This window comes from Enterococcus sp. DIV0755f (genome assembly GCF_051713725.1).
GTDB classification, from domain to species: Bacteria; Bacillota; Bacilli; order Lactobacillales; family Enterococcaceae; genus Enterococcus_D; species Enterococcus_D casseliflavus.
Map to the genome: position 1 here is coordinate 384,183 of NZ_JBIOQL010000001.1, position 16,240 is coordinate 400,422.

General features: G+C 45.0%; 16 protein-coding genes, 1 pseudogene and 1 other annotated feature. Of the genes and pseudogenes, 13 read left to right on the top strand and 4 right to left on the bottom strand.

The window, feature by feature from the left end; translation table 11 throughout:
• Nucleotides 1–55 precede the first annotated feature (55 nt).
• A complete protein-coding gene (locus IGI73_RS01805; protein ID WP_005227198.1) occupies nt 56–358 on the bottom strand; it encodes a hypothetical protein in 303 nt (100 codons plus the stop codon).
• 315 nt (nt 359–673) lie between these two features.
• Here IGI73_RS01805 and IGI73_RS01810 point away from each other — a divergent pair.
• Both IGI73_RS01810 and IGI73_RS01815 read left to right on the top strand, forming a co-directional pair.
• Nucleotides 674–1,591 (top strand): annotated as a pseudogene (locus IGI73_RS01810) (ABC transporter ATP-binding protein).
• 1 nt (nt 1,592) lies between these two features.
• Entirely contained in the window at nt 1,593–2,354 is a 762-nt protein-coding gene (locus IGI73_RS01815; RefSeq protein WP_010748673.1) for an ABC transporter permease, read from the top strand.
• Nucleotides 2,355–2,429: 75 nt separating this feature from the next.
• On the opposite strand, the gene IGI73_RS01820 is transcribed toward IGI73_RS01815, so the two are convergent.
• Nucleotides 2,430–3,335 (bottom strand): sensor histidine kinase, encoded by a 906-nt coding sequence (locus IGI73_RS01820; RefSeq protein ID WP_375819098.1) that lies wholly within the window; start codon nt 3,333–3,335, stop codon nt 2,430–2,432.
• 14 nt (nt 3,336–3,349) lie between these two features.
• A complete protein-coding gene (locus IGI73_RS01825) occupies nt 3,350–4,018 on the bottom strand; it encodes a response regulator transcription factor (protein ID WP_015508850.1) in 669 nt (222 codons plus the stop codon).
• Between the two features lie 157 nt (nt 4,019–4,175).
• Here IGI73_RS01825 and IGI73_RS01830 point away from each other — a divergent pair, with 157 nt between their 5' ends.
• The 8 genes from IGI73_RS01830 (at nt 4,176) to IGI73_RS01865 (ending at nt 11,350) form a co-directional block, all read left to right on the top strand.
• Nucleotides 4,176–4,868: an NAD-dependent protein deacylase gene (locus IGI73_RS01830; protein ID WP_428206887.1), complete on the top strand. Its 693-nt coding sequence runs from the start codon at nt 4,176–4,178 to the stop codon at nt 4,866–4,868.
• Between the two features lie 13 nt (nt 4,869–4,881).
• On the top strand, nt 4,882–5,730 hold the full coding sequence (locus IGI73_RS01835) for a chorismate mutase (protein ID WP_005227205.1): 849 nt from the start codon (nt 4,882–4,884) through the stop codon (nt 5,728–5,730).
• On the top strand, nt 5,727–6,251 hold the full coding sequence (locus tag IGI73_RS01840; protein ID WP_428206884.1) for a transcription repressor NadR: 525 nt from the start codon (nt 5,727–5,729) through the stop codon (nt 6,249–6,251). The genes IGI73_RS01835 and IGI73_RS01840 overlap by 4 nt, the downstream gene beginning before the upstream one ends.
• Nucleotides 6,252–6,262: 11 nt before the next feature.
• Nucleotides 6,263–6,781 (top strand): cysteine hydrolase family protein, encoded by a 519-nt coding sequence (locus IGI73_RS01845; RefSeq protein WP_086293862.1) that lies wholly within the window; start codon nt 6,263–6,265, stop codon nt 6,779–6,781.
• A 53-nt stretch (nt 6,782–6,834) separates the two neighbouring features.
• Nucleotides 6,835–7,073: a binding site (T-box leader), on the top strand.
• A gap of 359 nt (nt 7,074–7,432) precedes the next feature.
• Nucleotides 7,433–8,509, top strand: a complete 1,077-nt coding sequence (locus IGI73_RS01850) for a methionine ABC transporter ATP-binding protein (RefSeq protein ID WP_010748679.1) — start codon at nt 7,433–7,435, stop codon at nt 8,507–8,509.
• Complete coding sequence (locus IGI73_RS01855) at nt 8,510–9,190, top strand: methionine ABC transporter permease (protein ID WP_438759020.1); 681 nt, start codon at nt 8,510–8,512, stop codon at nt 9,188–9,190.
• A 52-nt stretch (nt 9,191–9,242) separates the two neighbouring features.
• A complete protein-coding gene (locus tag IGI73_RS01860) occupies nt 9,243–10,082 on the top strand; it encodes a MetQ/NlpA family ABC transporter substrate-binding protein (protein WP_005227209.1) in 840 nt (279 codons plus the stop codon).
• A 59-nt stretch (nt 10,083–10,141) separates the two neighbouring features.
• Entirely contained in the window at nt 10,142–11,350 is a 1,209-nt protein-coding gene (locus IGI73_RS01865) for a M20 family metallopeptidase (RefSeq protein ID WP_015508853.1), read from the top strand.
• 79 nt (nt 11,351–11,429) lie between these two features.
• On the opposite strand, the gene def is transcribed toward IGI73_RS01865, so the two are convergent.
• Nucleotides 11,430–11,993 carry a peptide deformylase gene (gene def, locus IGI73_RS01870; RefSeq protein ID WP_005227211.1) on the bottom strand — a complete coding sequence of 188 codons (564 nt, stop codon included), beginning with the start codon at nt 11,991–11,993 and terminating at the stop codon, nt 11,430–11,432.
• 246 nt (nt 11,994–12,239) lie between these two features.
• Between def and IGI73_RS01875 the strand changes: the two genes are divergently transcribed.
• Genes IGI73_RS01875 through IGI73_RS01885 form a run of 3 tightly spaced genes read left to right on the top strand, consistent with a single transcriptional unit; the run spans nt 12,240 to nt 16,217 of the window.
• On the top strand, nt 12,240–13,304 hold the full coding sequence (locus IGI73_RS01875; RefSeq protein WP_428206882.1) for a DUF871 domain-containing protein: 1,065 nt from the start codon (nt 12,240–12,242) through the stop codon (nt 13,302–13,304).
• Nucleotides 13,297–14,205 (top strand): N-acetylmuramic acid 6-phosphate etherase, encoded by a 909-nt coding sequence (gene murQ, locus IGI73_RS01880; RefSeq protein ID WP_005227213.1) that lies wholly within the window; start codon nt 13,297–13,299, stop codon nt 14,203–14,205. The genes IGI73_RS01875 and murQ overlap by 8 nt, the downstream gene beginning before the upstream one ends.
• The gene (locus IGI73_RS01885; protein WP_086339051.1) at nt 14,205–16,217 is read left to right on the top strand and encodes a glucose PTS transporter subunit IIA; all 2,013 of its coding nucleotides are present in this window, start codon (nt 14,205–14,207) and stop codon (nt 16,215–16,217) included. The genes murQ and IGI73_RS01885 overlap by 1 nt, the downstream gene beginning before the upstream one ends.
• Nucleotides 16,218–16,240: the final 23 nt, after the last annotated feature.

Consider the following 16,240-nt stretch of genomic DNA (forward strand, 5'->3'; position numbering starts at 1 on the left):
CCCTATTTTTATCAAAGAGAAAGCGGATCGTTTTTACGAGTGTCTATTGGAACCCTTAAGCGACTTTCGCTTTTGGTTCACGGCCTAAAACAGCTTGGATGACTGTCAAGCCAAGCAATAAGCCAAGTGCTAGATAGATGAGGCTTGAGTATTGTGTAACGCCCCAATCTTGTCCTAAGGTACGGTAAACCACAAGGACGATGGCTTGAATGATTGCTGTGATGACATTTAAAAAGCCAAATGCCCATAAATTGCCATTTTCTTTACGTGCTAAATAGAAGATAGAGAAATATAAGCTGACTGCCAACCAACCGAAACTGATAATGATCATTGCCCAATAAATAATAGCTGCTACCAATGTATTTCACCTCACTTTGATTCGTGACTAGTTTACCACGTTTTTTGTTCCTTGTCATGAAGGAATCTCTTTCTTTGTGAGGCAAAAAACAAAGCGCAAAAGCTGCAGCAAAAAGATCGTCTTCTATATTTATTGCTAGAGGGGTTGCTGCCAAAGAGAGATTTTCTTCGAAAGGTGCATTTTCAGCTGTGTATAATAGAAATAAGTTGTTTTTTGCAAAAAAATACGAGTTAAGAATCAATTAATAATTAGTTAATAGCTGATTTAGATCTGCTTGCTAGAATGATCACAGAAGCAAGCAAGGAGGAAGTAGAAATGGAAAATGTTCTTAAAATCAAAGGATTAAACAAGCGTTACGGCAAACAGCTGGCGCTGCATGATGTCGATCTAACGATCGCCAAAGGAGATATTTATGGATTGGTAGGGAGAAATGGTGCTGGGAAGACGACCTTACTAAAAGCGATCGTGCAGTTGATCCAACCCACCAGTGGCAGTCTGCAGTTGTTTGGTGTTGAAGGCGGCAAAGCGTACATCCAGATGCTGAAACGGGTCGGTAATGTGATTGAGACCCCAGTCGCATACGACCAATTGACCGCAGAACAAAATTTGAACTATTATTGCAAAATCAGCGGGGTGGTGGAACCTGATGCCGTTAGTAAAGCACTGGCGTTTGTTGGTTTGACCAATGTCGGCAACAAGAAATACCGTGATTTTTCTTTAGGGATGAAACAAAAACTGGGCTTAGCGATTGCTTTGTTGAATCAGCCAGATTTTCTAATTTTAGATGAACCGATCAATGGCTTGGATCCTGTCGCGATCGTTGAATTTTGAGAGTTGCTTTTACGATTGAATCAAGAACGCGGCATGACGATTTTGATCTCCAGCCATATTTTAGAAGAGTTGTACTTAGTGGCTACACGCTTTGGGGTCATTAGTGAGGGGCGTCTGATCAAAGAGATGACCAAACACGAATTCGATCTGATGGCGAAACGGTTTATTCAATTAGAAGTCGATGATGTAGCCACAGCTAGCCGCTTACTGGACAGTCAGCTGATTTCTGAATATAAAGTTGTCAGTGACCACAAGATCCACATCTACCAAGAAAATGTATTGATTCGTGATCTAATCCGTCAATTGGTTTATGAAGGGATCGCTATCGACCAGATTTCTTTTGAAGGGGAAAACCTAGAGTCGTATTTCAAAGAGTTAGTGACAAGTGAAGGGGGAAATTAAGATGTTGAATTTTATTCGGGCAGATTTGTATCGTTTATCTAAAAGTAAAAGTTTTTGGATCACAGAAGGAATTATTTTATTGTTGGTGATTTTAGCGGTTGTTTCAAATGGTGACGTGGGAGTCACCCTGGGAGATAGTACGCAAACCACAGGCAGCCTTGCCGAAATGACGGGCTTTCTTGCGATCCAGACCAGCCTGTCTTCCATGTTGTTGTATTATTCACTGCCGTTAGTGATGCAAGTTTTAGGGAGTGAGTACACGAAAGGGACGATGAAGAATATCATTACCGTCGGTGTTTCTAAACCCGCCTATCTTTTTGGAAAATTCTTGGTGTATGCGTTGGTACTTGTCTTGCAAATTTTGGCTATTTGCTTAGTGAGCTTTGTTGCGGGAACGATCATTGGCGGTACCGGCTTTGAAGACATCTCTCAGCTAGAAAACTTAGTGTATTATTTCGCTGGCTTTGTATTGATCTTACTGGCTACCTCATCTTTTGCCTTGTTGGTGTTGTATTTGACCAAAAATACAGCAGTCAGCGTATTGGCGACGATCTTTATTCCAATGGGCTTTGCGATTGCACGTTTTTCTTTGCCAACCTGGAAATTCTTAGAATACTTGGATTTCCAAGGCGGATTAGAGATGGTGACTATGACCACTTTCAAAACGTGGGAAATGGTTCAACCAATTTTTGTTGGGAGTCTGATTAGTTTGTTGCTTTGTCTTTTGGCTGCACATCTGGTGTTTAAGAGACAAGAATTATAAAGAAAAGAAAAACGTCCAACAGGACCGACCGCAAAAGGTCAGACTGTTGGGCGTTTTTGTCCATGTAGCCAGTGTTTAATGGGACTTAGCAGACTGCTGCCAAGCCAAAGTCAAACGAAACGTCTCTTCGGTTGTATCCAGTTGAATCTCGCCAGCTAATGCATGAGTCAATGCCGCGATGATATACAGACCAAGTCCAGCTTGCTGTTTGTGCCGTGAAAGGTCTTCCGTATAAAAGCGGTGAGTCAATTTTTCTGGGTGCTGGATCGGTGTCCTCAGCTGATTTTCCTGTTGGAAAACGATGCGATCTCCTTGTTGTTTCAAGCGGATCGTTCCCGTTTCATTGCCATGTTCCAGCAGATTACCAAGGACATTTTGAAAAATACGCTGCCAACTTTTTTTATCTGAAATGATCATGATATTGGGTTGGATCGCAACCGTCAGTGATAAATGGTTTTCCTCAAAAGAAGGATAGAGCTGGAGCAGTTCCTCCTCCAGCAAACGAGAAAGATCGAATTCTTCTAAGATCAAAGCCAGTTGATTGTCTTTGAGGCGCTGATAGGTCAATAACTGTTCCAGATGATTTTCGACTTTTTCTAGGTTACTGCTGACTTTTTCCAACAGTTGCAGCTGTTGGTTGTCGAGGGTCGTATCGGCTTGCAGCAGTTGTGTGTAGCCGCTGGCGACCGTTAAAGGGGTGCGCAAGTCGTGAGAGATATTTTGAATGGCTTGTTCCAATTGCTGGTTTTCTTGCAGCATTTGATAGTGTTGCTGCTTATTTTTTCTAAGTATCTGATTGTTTAACAAGGCGATCGCTTTTAAAGCGGGCACTCGGGTCTGCAAATGGATCTCTTGATTTGTTTCGATTTCGCTGATTCTTGCTAATTGTTGGTGGTACTTTTTCAGATCATACAGTAAAAATAGCCAGTAACCGATCAATAAAGCAACGATCAAGGCAGCGAAAAACTGAAGTATATGCATGGGGTTCCTCCTTTTTAAGCTAGCTTGATGCCGATGCCCCAGACAGTATCGATATACGCTTCCTCTGGATCGAGTGTTTTGATTTTGCTGCGTAAATGGCTGATATGGACATTGATCGTGTTTTCTTCACCGTAATAGGGTTCTTGCCAAACAGCTTCATAGAGCATTTCTTTCGTATAAACTTTTTTGGGGTTGGCTAAGAGCAGGGAAAAAATCTCAAACTCCTTTTTCTTCAACTGAACCGTTGCTTCTCCTCGTTGCAGCTGAAACGAGTCAGGCAACAGTTGAATGTTTTTATACGAGAGGCTGCTGGCAACAGGAGGGGCTTGTTTATTTGTGCGCAACTGAACAATGATACGGGCTTTTAATTCTTCGACATTGAAGGGTTTCGTTAAGTAATCATTGGCACCCGCCAGCAAAAGGGTGGAAACATCGGCTGGTTCATCTAAGGCAGTCAAGATAATGACGGGGACCGTGGAGGTTTGGCGAATCTCTTGCAAGACTTGTGTCCCATCTTTACCAGGGAGCATTCGATCTAGCAAAATCAAGTCGAAAGCATCTTGCTGAAAAAGTAGCAGACCTTCCGTACCTGAATAGGCTTGCTGGACAGTATAGTCAGCTGCTAAAATAGTAGCCAACATTTCGCTGATCTCATTGTTGTCTTCGATAATCAAAATTTTCATTTGGTTTTCCCATTCTCCTTGCATTTGTTGCATCTATTATAAGCAATTCCGCACGAAAAAGCATTAGTTGCTTTTAAAAAAGAAAATGGCTGATTTTTCGCAAAAACGGTTCTTTTTCGGTTAGAATAAGAGAAAAGCCATAAAGGAAGTTAGAACGATGAAGGTATCTATTGAGCAAGCAATCGCAGCGGTCACCGCCGCATCATCCGTGACCTTTTTGACGGGGGCTGGTGTTTCGACCCCATCGGGCATCCCTGATTATCGTTCCTTAAAAGGGGTCTATCAAGGAGTGGCACAGCCAGAGTATTTGTTAAGCCATGACTGTTTAGAAAACGAACCGGAAACATTTTATCAATTCGTCAAGCACCTCTACCATCCTCAAGCACAGCCTAATATCATTCATCAAAAAATGGCTGAGCTGCAAGCGAAGAAAACCGTCTGGGTCGTTTCGCAAAACATCGATGGCTTGCATGAAAAAGCAGGCAGTCACCAAAGAATCGATTTTCACGGCTCCTTGTACAACTGTTATTGCCGAAAATGCGGCAATTCGGTACCTTGGCAAGCGTATTTACAAGATTGGCACCATGCAGGGTGCGGTGGTCAGATTCGGCCAGCGATCGTGCTTTACGGGGAAGGATTTACTGATGAAACCATTGAAGGAGCCATTCAAGCCGTTGCTCAAGCCGACCTGACGGTGGTCGTGGGGACTTCGCTGCAAGTCTATCCTTTTGCAGGGCTAGTCGATTACAGCCAGCAGGTGTTGGTCATCAATAAGGAACCATTGGCGATCCTGAATGAATATGGCATGTTGACCGCAGCAGCCGAAACGTTTTTCCAGAAAATTGAATGAAGGAGTTTATGATATGACACAACGTACCGAAAAAGAGAAAATGATTGCTGGCGAATTGTACTTTTCCCCAGATCCAGAATTGGTGGCAGATCGAAAATATGCCCGTGAACAAATGAACCTGATCAACCAAGAAACTGATACAAAAATCAAAGAGCAGTTACTAAAAGAAACTTTCGGCTCTGTGACTGGTCGAATCTATATCGAACCGAATGTCCGCTTTGATTATGGCTACAATATTTCTGTCGGCAAAAACTTCTATGCTAACTACGACTGTGTGCTATTAGATGTTTGCCCGATTACCTTTGGCGACAATTGTATGCTGGCACCCAATGTTCGGTTGTTTACGGCGACTCATCCATTACATCCGGTCAAACGAAACAGCGGCTTAGAATTAGGGGCACCGATCGTGATTGGCGACAACGCATGGATCGGTGGTGCGGCCACGATTTTGCCAGGGGTCCGCTTAGGCAACAATGTCGTGGTAGGCGCTGGCAGTGTCGTTACCAAATCATTCCCAGACAATGTTGTGTTGGCGGGAAATCCAGCACGGGTCATCAAGACGATCGATTTAGAAGAAGAAAACAACCAGCAAGATCCCTTGGCTGTTCAGCGGGCAGCGATCGATGACATTGATTGGCAACTCACGCATCTTTTGGAAAAACGTATGAGCACGGTCAACGAAATCGTACAATTGAAGAAAAGCAGTCAATTGCCAGTATTAGATGAAAATCGTGAAGAGAAAGTGCTGGAAAACATTCGGCAGGCGATTTCTAATCAAGCCTATGAAGAAACGATTTTGGCTATGTTTCAATCAATTATGAACCACTCAAAAACCTATCAAGAGAATCAATTGGAGGAATGAGTATGGATGGAGGAACACGTCGAGAAAACATTTTAGCGGCATTGAAGCAAGCGGACAAAGCGATCAGTGCCAGCAAACTGGCAGAATCCCTCGGAGTCAGCCGTCAAATCATCGTTGGGGACATTGCCTTATTGCGAGCAGCTGGTGAAGCAATTGTGGCTACGGCTCGCGGCTATCGTCTGCAAGCGCTGTTGGATGAGGCAGTGCATGTAAGTAAGCTAGCGGTGCAGCATCGACCTGAACAAACGGAAGAAGAATTGCGCATCTTTGTCGCTTGTGGTGTGGAAGTGGTCGATGTCATCGTTGAGCATGAGATCTATGGAGAGATCACTGGCAATTTGCAGATCCAAACAGACCAAGACGTGACTGATTTCATCAACAAAACCAAACATGCAGAAGCCCGCTTGCTCTCAGATTTAACCAATGGGGTACACTTGCATACGTTGCGTTACACCGATCCTGCGGCTCTGGAAAAAGCCAAACAACAGTTAGCAGAAAAAGGCATGCTCTACCAAAATTGAGGAGTGAAGTGATGCAAGATGTCTTATTGATCATTGACTTGCAAAATGGGGTCTGTCAAACAAATGACCAAACAATTGACCATTTGTCGGAATTATTGCTGTTCGTCAACCAACGAATCCAACGATATCGTAAAGAAGAAAAACCAGTTATTTTTGTTCAGCATGAAGAGGAGACGTTGCCCTACGGTAGCAAAGCATGGCAACTGCACCCAGCATTGGCCTATGAACCAACGGATCGTTTGATTCGAAAAAAACACGCCAATAGTTTTTTTCAAACAGATCTACAAGCGGTCTTACAGACAAACCAAGTGCGTAGTATCGAATTTGCTGGTGCTCAGACGGAATATTGCCTTGATGGCACGATCAAATTCGCGCATGGTCTGGGTTATCAAAACGTCGTGTATGCCCAAGCCACAACGACGTATCCAAGCCGAGGACGATCAGCAGCTGAAATCATTGATTGGTACGAAATGATCTGGCAAGGACGCTTTGCGGAAGTCTTGGCAAATCCTCAGATGAAAAAATTGTGATTTTTTGTTGACAAGGCGTTCATTTTCCAGTAAAGTACTCTTCAACAAGAATAATGAATCTATTGAGAAGGAAAGTAACCGCGGATACTTCAAAGAGAGACTCTGGTTGGTGGAAAGAGTCAAGTCAGAAGCGATGAAAAATGGCCTTGGAGGATTGATTGTCGATAAGTAGGCAATCACGGATGCGCACTACCGTTACAAAGTGCACCAATCTCTAGCACGACTAGACGTTGGGTTGAGGGAAGGGAAACCTTCTAAACAAAAGGTGGTAACACGAGTATTCGTCCTTTTACTAGCAAATGCTGGTAAAAGGACTTTTTTTATACCCAAAATCAAATAGCACCACACACGAAGAATTGGTAAGTACAAAAGCACGTTTTTTCAACAGAGAGCTTCGGTAGCTGAAAAGAAGCATCAAACGACTTTTAGAAAATGGCCAAGGAGTGATTCGTTCCGAGCAGTAGTTTGCAAGGCGACGACGGTAGCGACCGTTATCTGGCTAGAGTATGATCGTACTCGAAAAGGAGCTGTATGCGAGTGCAGCTTAAACTGAGGTGGTAACACGCAAAAAGGCGTCCTCAAACAAGTCACAGGTGACTTGTTTGAGGATGCCTTTTTTTATTGAAAAAGACAAGAACTAGGGGGAAGACGATGATTTCATTAAAAGACATATCAGTAACATTCAATCAACCAAAGAAACCCGCGATCCAAGCGGTCAAAAACGTATCGATCGAGATCGACAAAGGGGACGTTTACGGCATCGTGGGCTACTCAGGCGCCGGGAAAAGTACACTCGTCCGTGTGATCAACTTATTGCAGCGCCCAAGTAGCGGCAGCGTCGTCGTCAATGGTACCGAGCTGACCACGCTTTCTGCGAAAGCCCTGCGAGAAAAACGGAAAACGATCGGAATGATCTTTCAGCACTTCAACTTGATGGACAGCCGCAATGTTTTTGATAACGTGGATTTCTCCTTAAAATATGGGGGACGGTCCAAACAGGAACGTCATCAAAAAGTAACCGAGCTGTTAGCATTGGTGGGATTGGAAGAAAAAGCCCAAGCGTTTCCTAGCCAACTATCTGGAGGACAAAAACAGCGGGTCGCGATTGCCAGAGCGTTAGCGAATGATCCAGAGATCTTGCTTTGTGATGAAGCAACCAGCGCCCTTGATCCGAAAACGACCTTACAGATATTGGCTTTGTTGAAAAAATTAAATCGAACCCTCGGCTTGACCATCGTGATCATTACTCATGAGATGCAAGTCGTCAAAGAAATCTGCAACAAAGTGGCAGTGATGGAAGACGGCGAAGTCATCGAGCAAGGTTCAAGCGTTCAGATTTTCAGTCAACCAGAAAAACCATTGACCAAAGATTTCATCCGAACGGCGACGCACATCGACCAAGCCTTAGAAACGATCCTTGGCAGTTCGAAGTTTTCTTCCTTGGCACCAAATGAATGGCTGGTGGAGCTGTCCTACGTTGGCGATCAAACCAATGAACCACTGATCGCCCAATTGTACAGCCGCTACAAAGTGACCACCAATATTCTTTACGGCAACGTGGAGATCTTGCAAGAAGTGCCGATCGGCAGCTTAGTCGTTAGCTTATCTGGCGAATATCATCAGCGTAAACATGCCTTAGAATACTTGAAGGCTCAAGGAGTTTACACCAATATTTTAAAAGAAAATCATGCAGAACCATTAAACAATGTGATTAAAGGAGGATTTTAGATGGCTGCCTTATTAGAAAGATATTTTCCCAATGTTGTTGCGATCCAAGATGAATTTGTGACAGCAACGATCCAAACCTTGTATATGGTTTTTTGGACCTCTTTGATTGCGGGCATCTTAGGTATCTTGTTAGGGATCGTCTTGGTAGTAACTCGACCGAATGGGATTTTAGAAAATCGACCGCTCTTTGAATTACTCGATAAAGTCATCAATGTGGTCCGCTCGATCCCCTTTATTATCTTATTGACGTTACTAGGAACCTTTACCCGATTCCTTGTTGGAACGACCATCGGCGAAACAGCAGCATTGGTTCCTCTGATTGCTGGGATCATCCCCTTCTTTGCTCGGCAGATCGAGATCGCCTTGCTAGAAGTTGACCCCGGTGTCGTAGAAGCAGCTGAAGCGATGGGCACCAGTCCTTTCGGTATCATTTTTCGGGTCTATTTACCAGAAGGCGTGGCGGGAATCATTCGGGTCTCTGCATTGACCGTGATCAATGTGATCGGATTGACCGCCATGGCAGGAGCTGTTGGCGCTGGTGGTTTAGGCAACTTAGCCATCACCCGCGGGTACAACCGATTCCAGACCGATGTCACGATCATGGCGACCTTGATCATCTTGGTATTCGTTTTTATCAGTCAATTTGTCAGCAACCTACTCATTAAACGAGTATCACACTGACCACCACTTACGTACAAATAAAAAATCAAGCAAGTCTATGGAGGAAGCAAAAATGAAAAAAATCGTACAATCAATCGTCTTAGGGGCAGCATTATTATTTATTACAGGATGCGGAAACAATGGCAGTGCCGCAGCCAATGACCAAGAAGAAGTGACGGTGAAATTAGGGGTGATCGGGGCGGACACCGACGTTTGGGATGATGTCAAGGATCGTTTGAAAGACGAAGGCATCAATTTAGAATATGTCCAATTCTCTGATTACAATCAACCCAATGCAGCTTTAGCTGATGGTTCCATCGACCTTAATTCATTCCAACACCAATTTTTCTTGGACAACTATAATGAAGAATTTGGTACTGATCTCGTATCGATCGGCAATACAGTCAATGCGCCATTAGGCATTTATTCCGACAAAGTGACGGATGTCAACGATTTGGCGGAAGGAGCTAAAGTTGCGATCCCTAATGATGTGACCAATGGTGGTCGGGCATTGCTTTTATTACAATCAGCTGGATTGATCAAAGTGGATGAAGCAGCCGGACAAACACCAACGGTCGCGGATATTACAGAAAACCGTTTGAACTTAGAAATTTCAGAACTTGATGCAGCGCAAACCGCCCGGGCACTTTCGGATGTCGATGTTTCGGTCATCAATAGCGGCATGGCGGTGGATGCAGGATTTGTACCAACCGAAGATGCGATCTTTTTAGAGCCTGTTGATGAAACGGCCCGTCCTTACGTCAACATCATTGCCGCCCGTAAAGAAGAGGAAGACAATGAAGTTTACCAAAAAGTGGTCGCTGCTTACCAAACAGAGGATACGAAAAAAGTCATCGAGGAAACGTCAAAAGGATCAAGCGTTCCTGCTTGGGAAACCTTTGGGGCAAAATAAGCACCATGTAATTTGATAAAAAAACTGAAAAAGCATGTATAAAAAGGAGAGATTTGATTATGACAACAGCAACTATTACGAAAGCAGCCATCAAACCATTTATCCAAGAGCGTTTAGCCGCTTATCAAGCCTTGGCATTAGATATCCACAATCACCCAGAAGTCAGCAACTATGAGTTTTATTCAGCCGATGCCCTGATCGCCCAATTAGAAAAAGAAGGCTTTGCTGTTAAAAAGGATGTGGCAGGCCATCGCACCGGCTTTGATGCCCGCTATGTCAGTGGGAAACCGGGTCCGACGATTGCCTTTTTAGCCGAGTATGATGCGTTACCTGGCATCGGTCATGCCTGCGGACACAATCTCTTCGGGACTTATTCCGTCTTAGCTGCCAGTGCTCTGCAACCTTTCATCGATGAGCTAGGCGGGGAGATTCGAGTCTATGGGACGCCAGGAGAAGAAGGTGGAGAAAATGGTTCCGCTAAAGGCAGTTTTGTCCGTGAAGGGTTCTTCGATGATGTCGATGCCGCTCTTTGTGTCCATCCAGCCCATCGCTATGGCAAAACGACGGCTTCATTAGCCAATGATCCAGTGGATATCAAGTTCTATGGTCGGGCTTCCCATGCGGCAGCTGCACCAGAAAAAGGCATCAACGCGTTAGAAGCATTGCTGCAAGTCTTTAACGGGATCAATGGGTTGCGCCTGCATTTACCAAAAGATGTCAATATTCATGGTGTGATCACCGATGGCGGCGTGGCAGCCAATGTCGTGCCAGAATATGCAGCCGGTCGTTTTTATTTACGAGCTGCCAATCGAGCAACCTTGAATGATGTCTACGAGAAAGTCGAAAACATCGTAAAAGGAGCCGCTTTAGCTACGGGAGCGACCTATGAATTTGGTTTGTTCCAAAACTCCGTCGACGATGTGATCGTGACACCAAGTTTTGATGAGATCTTCTTCGCCCATGCCCAAGAAGCGGGCGTACCTGCCGATGAGATCGATACGGAAGCCAAAACAAGCCTTGGTTCGTCTGATGTCGGCAATGTCAGTCAAGTGATCCCGACGATCCAACCCACCGTTTCGATTTCAGATGACTACATTGCGGGTCATTCGGAAGAATTCAAAGCCGCTGCCAAGAGTGAAAAAGGTTTGCAATCGATCGCCATCGCGGCGGAACTTTTAGCGCTGACGGCATTAGACCTTTTTGAGCAGCCAGCGTTATTAGAAAAAATCAAAGCCGATCATCAAGAAAGCCTAGCGAAAGGCAATTAATGCCAAAACCGTGAAGGAAGATAGTCAATAGTATAGAAAAAAAAGTCTCTGCCGCAAAATGTCGGTAGAGACTTTTTAGTTAGTCGATGACTAAAATGCCTTCTTTCAATGAAAAAGGATTTTGTTGATTGATATGATCGTAGAACATGACCCCGTTCAAATGATCGATCTCATGCTGAACGACGATCGCAGGATAGTTTTTCAAACGAACTTTTTTCTTTTTGCCGTTGATGTCGTAATAGCTGATCGTGATTCGGGCATGGCGCACCACGTAGCCAGGGACTTCACGGTCCACGGACAGACAGCCTTCGCCTTCACCCAAACAAGCTTCTTGCACGGAATGACTTAGAATTTTGGGATTGTATAGAACATCTTTAAAATCAGGTTCAGTTTTTTCTGGGTCGCTGCTAGGGACGAGGACCGCTGTGATTCGTTTTGAAATATCTAATTGAGGAGCTGCTAGACCAACGCCGCCTCTTAATTCAAGTTCTTCTGCCTTGACTGGGTCTTGGCTGTTTTCTAAAAAGGTCATCATTTCTTTTCCCAGTGCGATATCTTCTTCGCTCAAAGGAAAAGGTACTTCTTTTGCTACTTCACGCAAGGTTGGATTGCCTTCGCGAATAATATCATCCATTGTAATCATTGATGATGTGATTCCTCCTACTATGTAAAAATGACGAAAGCAAGTTTCGTTCCTAATAAAGTGTACCATAAGTGTAGAAAGAAGGGCATAAGAAAGTTTAAACGGTAAAGCTTTCTTATTAAATGAAACGATATTTCTATATTAACGATTTAATTATGAAATATAGTTGCGAATGGGAAAAGAATCAGTTATAATGCTTTTATAGAAAACGGTATCACGAAAGTGACCCATCAAGGAGGCAAAGAGATGTTCGGCTTTTCTGTATTTATGAACGAAGACTTGACGGCAGCAGAACTTGAGCAGATGACTGCGATGGCATCAGGCTTTAAAGGGATTTTCACCTCCATGCACATACCAGAAGATGATCGCAGTACTTATCGGCAGCGTTTGACGGACTTGGGAGGTTTCGCAAAAGACCATCAGCTGTCTTTAATGGTAGATATTTCTGGAAACGCATTAGCAGAAGCGGGCTTTTCCATCGACAATCTGGCGGAACTAAGGGAGATCGGTGTCACTGGTTTACGAATAGATTATGCGATCGACAATCAGCAAATCGCAGCTTTTTCAAAAGAAATGACCATCAGTTTGAATGCCAGTACATTGACGGAAAAAGACATTCGAGAGCTGCAGGCGTATGGATCCGATTTTACTCGTTTGGAAGCTTGGCACAATTATTACCCCCGACCAGAAACGGGACTGGATGTTGGCTGGTTTCAGGAGAAGAACCGCTGGTTGAAAGCACAAGGCTTTTTCGTCCAAGCCTTTGTTCCAGGGGATGCCAAGAAACGCGGACCGTTATTTCAAGGATTACCCACACTGGAAAGACACCGCAACTGGTCGCCTTTTGCCGCAGCGATCGACTTATTGGCAACTGGCTCAGTCGATGCTGTTTACATTGGCGATGGCATGGTTTCTGAAAAAAGTGCCCAGCAGTTTGCGACGTATCTGCAAGAAGCGCGGATCGTTTTGCGGGTCAAAGATCTTGGTTCCACTTACTTTGAACACGTCTTAGGGAATCACCAAAATCGTTACGATGAAGCTCGGGATGTCTTGCGCAGCGCCGATGCCCGTTTCAATGCCATTCCAGAAGTCAAACCTGAACTTAGTCAAGAGCGGCCAGTGGGGGCTGTGACGATCGATAACCAAGAGTACTTGCGCTATATGGGAGAGATCCAGGTGTGCAAACGACCTTTGCCGGCAGACCCAAAAGTCAACCTCGCCGCTCAGGTGATACCAGCCGATCTGCCGTTGATCCAACAAATCAAAGCAGGGATGCGATTTAAATTAGAAAGAGATGATTCCGATGAATAAAATCAATTTAGACAAATTAACGACCGAACGACGCAACAGTGAAACGAGCAATTTAGATGAAATGACGATTTTAGAAGCGTGTCAAAAAATGAACCAAGAAGATCAAAAAGTTGCCTATGCGGTGGAAAAAGAAATTCCTAGTATTGAAAAAGTGATTGAACAAACCATCGTCGCTTTTAAAAAGGGCGGACGCTTGATTTATCTTGGCGCTGGGACGAGTGGTCGATTAGGCGTCTTGGATGCGGCCGAATGTGTCCCAACCTTTGGGGTATCACCTGAGATGGTGGTCGGTTTGATCGCCGGTGGCGAAGAAGCGATGACGGTCGCTGTCGAAGGAGCAGAAGACTCCTTAACGCTAGGCAAACAAGACCTTATCGATTTGAAGTTGAACCAAAATGATATGGTGATCGGGATCGCTGCCAGTGGCAGAACCCCTTACGTGATCGGGGCGCTTGACTATGCCAATGAGCTCGGTGCCACAACGGCTACGATCGCTTGTAATAAAGATGCGGAGATCTCTCAGCATGCCAGCTTTCCAATCGAGGTCGATTGTGGACCAGAATTTCTGACAGGTTCGACTCGTTTGAAATCTGGGACTGCCCAAAAACTGATTTTGAATATGATCTCGACGTTATCGATGGTAGGGATCGGCAAAGTCTACAATAATTTGATGGTCGACGTGAAAGCGACCAACGAAAAATTGGTGGAACGCTCAAAACGGATCATCATGCAGGCGACTGAAGCTGATTATGAAACAGCCGCCGCGGCATTTGAAGAAGCAGATCAGAATGTCAAATTAGCGATCGTGATGCTGTTGACTGATAGCACGAAAGACGAAGCACAAGCAAAACTTGCCACGGCACAAGGGTTTGTCAAAACGGCGTTAGGAGGAGAAAAGTAATGGCAAAAGAAACACTGACGGTAGAAGAGTTAGCGGAGAAGATTTTTCAAGAAGCCGGCGGAATGGACAACGTAGAAACAGTCAATCACTGTATGACTCGCGTACGAATGACCGTCCGCGACCACGACAAGGTCGATCAACAAGGGTTAAAAGAGATTCCCGGTGTGATGGGTGTGGTCAATGATGAGCAGCTGCAAGTCATTATCGGACCAGGGAAAGTCAACAAAGTAGCCAATGCAATGGTGGCAAAAGCTGGTGTTGATTTAGGGCAAGAGATCCCACCGCAAAAATCAGGCAAAGAGGCGTTATCAGAAAAAACGGCAGAGATGAAAGCAGCCCAAAAAGCCAAACAAAAATCATCGCCATTAAAGTCGCTGCTGAAAGATATTTCTAATATCTTTGTTCCAATGATTCCAGCCTTCGTTGGTGCAGGACTCGTCGCAGGGATCGCTTCTGTTCTGACCAACATGATCACGGCTGGCCGATTAGATGGAGATACTTGGAATTATTATGTCATGATTTTAAACGTCCTCAGAAATGGGATGTTCACCTATTTAGCGATCTTTACTGGGGTCAATGCAGCGCAGGTCTTTAAAGCCAATCCAACCCTTGGTGGCGTGATCGGTTCGATCATCTTGCTGACAGGTATGAACCCAGAAGCCCCGATCCAAAACTTGTTCACTGGCGAAGCTTTAGCTGCCAACCAAGGAGGGATCATCGGTGTGATCTTCGCAGTATGGCTTTTGGCGAAATTAGAGGCAGTGCTGCATCGAGTGATTCCTGAAGCGATCGATATTATCGTGACCCCGACGTTGTGTTTGCTGATCATCGGTTTGACGGAGATTTTCTTGATCATGCCATTGGCAGGTCTGATCTCTGACAGCTTAGTCGGTTCGATCACTTGGGTCTTGAACGTGGGCGGTGCTTTCTCTGGGTTTGTCTTAGGGGCGGCCTTCCTACCAATGGTCATGTTTGGTTTGCATCAAATTTTGACCCCGATCCACATTCAAATGATCGAAGCAACAGGCAGCACGCAATTACTACCGATCTTAGCCATGGCTGGTGCTGGTCAAGTCGGTGCAGCTTTAGCCTTATGGGTACGACTACGTAAAGACAAAGAGCTTTCTGAAATGATCAAAGGCGCATTGCCAGTTGGGATCTTAGGCATCGGCGAACCATTGATCTACGGAGTGACGTTGCCATTAGGTCGACCATTTATCACTGCTTGTATTGGTGGTGGGATCGGTGGTGCGGTCATTGGCGCTTTGACAAATATCGGCGCAACGGCGATTGGACCATCAGGGCTAGCTTTGATCCCCTTGATTGCCAACGGCCGTTGGATGGGCTATATTTTCGGCTTGTTAGCAGGCTATGCTGGCGGCTTCGTTGCCACCTACTTCTTTGGGATTCCGAAGGATCGCTTAGAAGCAGTCAAAGAAAGCGAGGCAGAAGAAGCAAAACCAGCTGCAACCGTTACTGTGCAACCGCAACCAAAACAAACGAGTGAAACGGCTGCAAAGGAAACGACAGCAAATCCATCAAAAGAAACGATCGATACCCCTTTATACGCAGTAGCCACAGGCACGACAAAAGTGATCAGTGCATCAAGTGATCCGGTATTTTCGCAAAAAATGATGGGCGACGGGTATTTCGTCTTGCCAGACAATGGTGCGATCTATGCACCAGCAGCAGGAACCGTCACGACGATTTTTCCCACGAAACATGCATTGGGGATCAAGACTGCCAGCGGGCTAGAGATTCTGCTGCACATGGGTGTTGACACCGTCGAATTGCAAGGAGCACCTTTTGAGATCCTGGTGGAGGAAGGCCAAGCCGTGACACCAGCTACCCAAGTTGCCCAAGTCGATTTGGCACAGTTGACGGCTAAAGGCAAAGCTTCTGAGATGCTCGTGATCATCACCAATATGGAGCAAGTAGCCAATATCGAAGGGTTACCAGGAACAGAAACAAAAGCGGGTCAAGCCGTCATGCATGTGGCAACGATAAAATAATGTTAAAACCTCTATCGGATAAA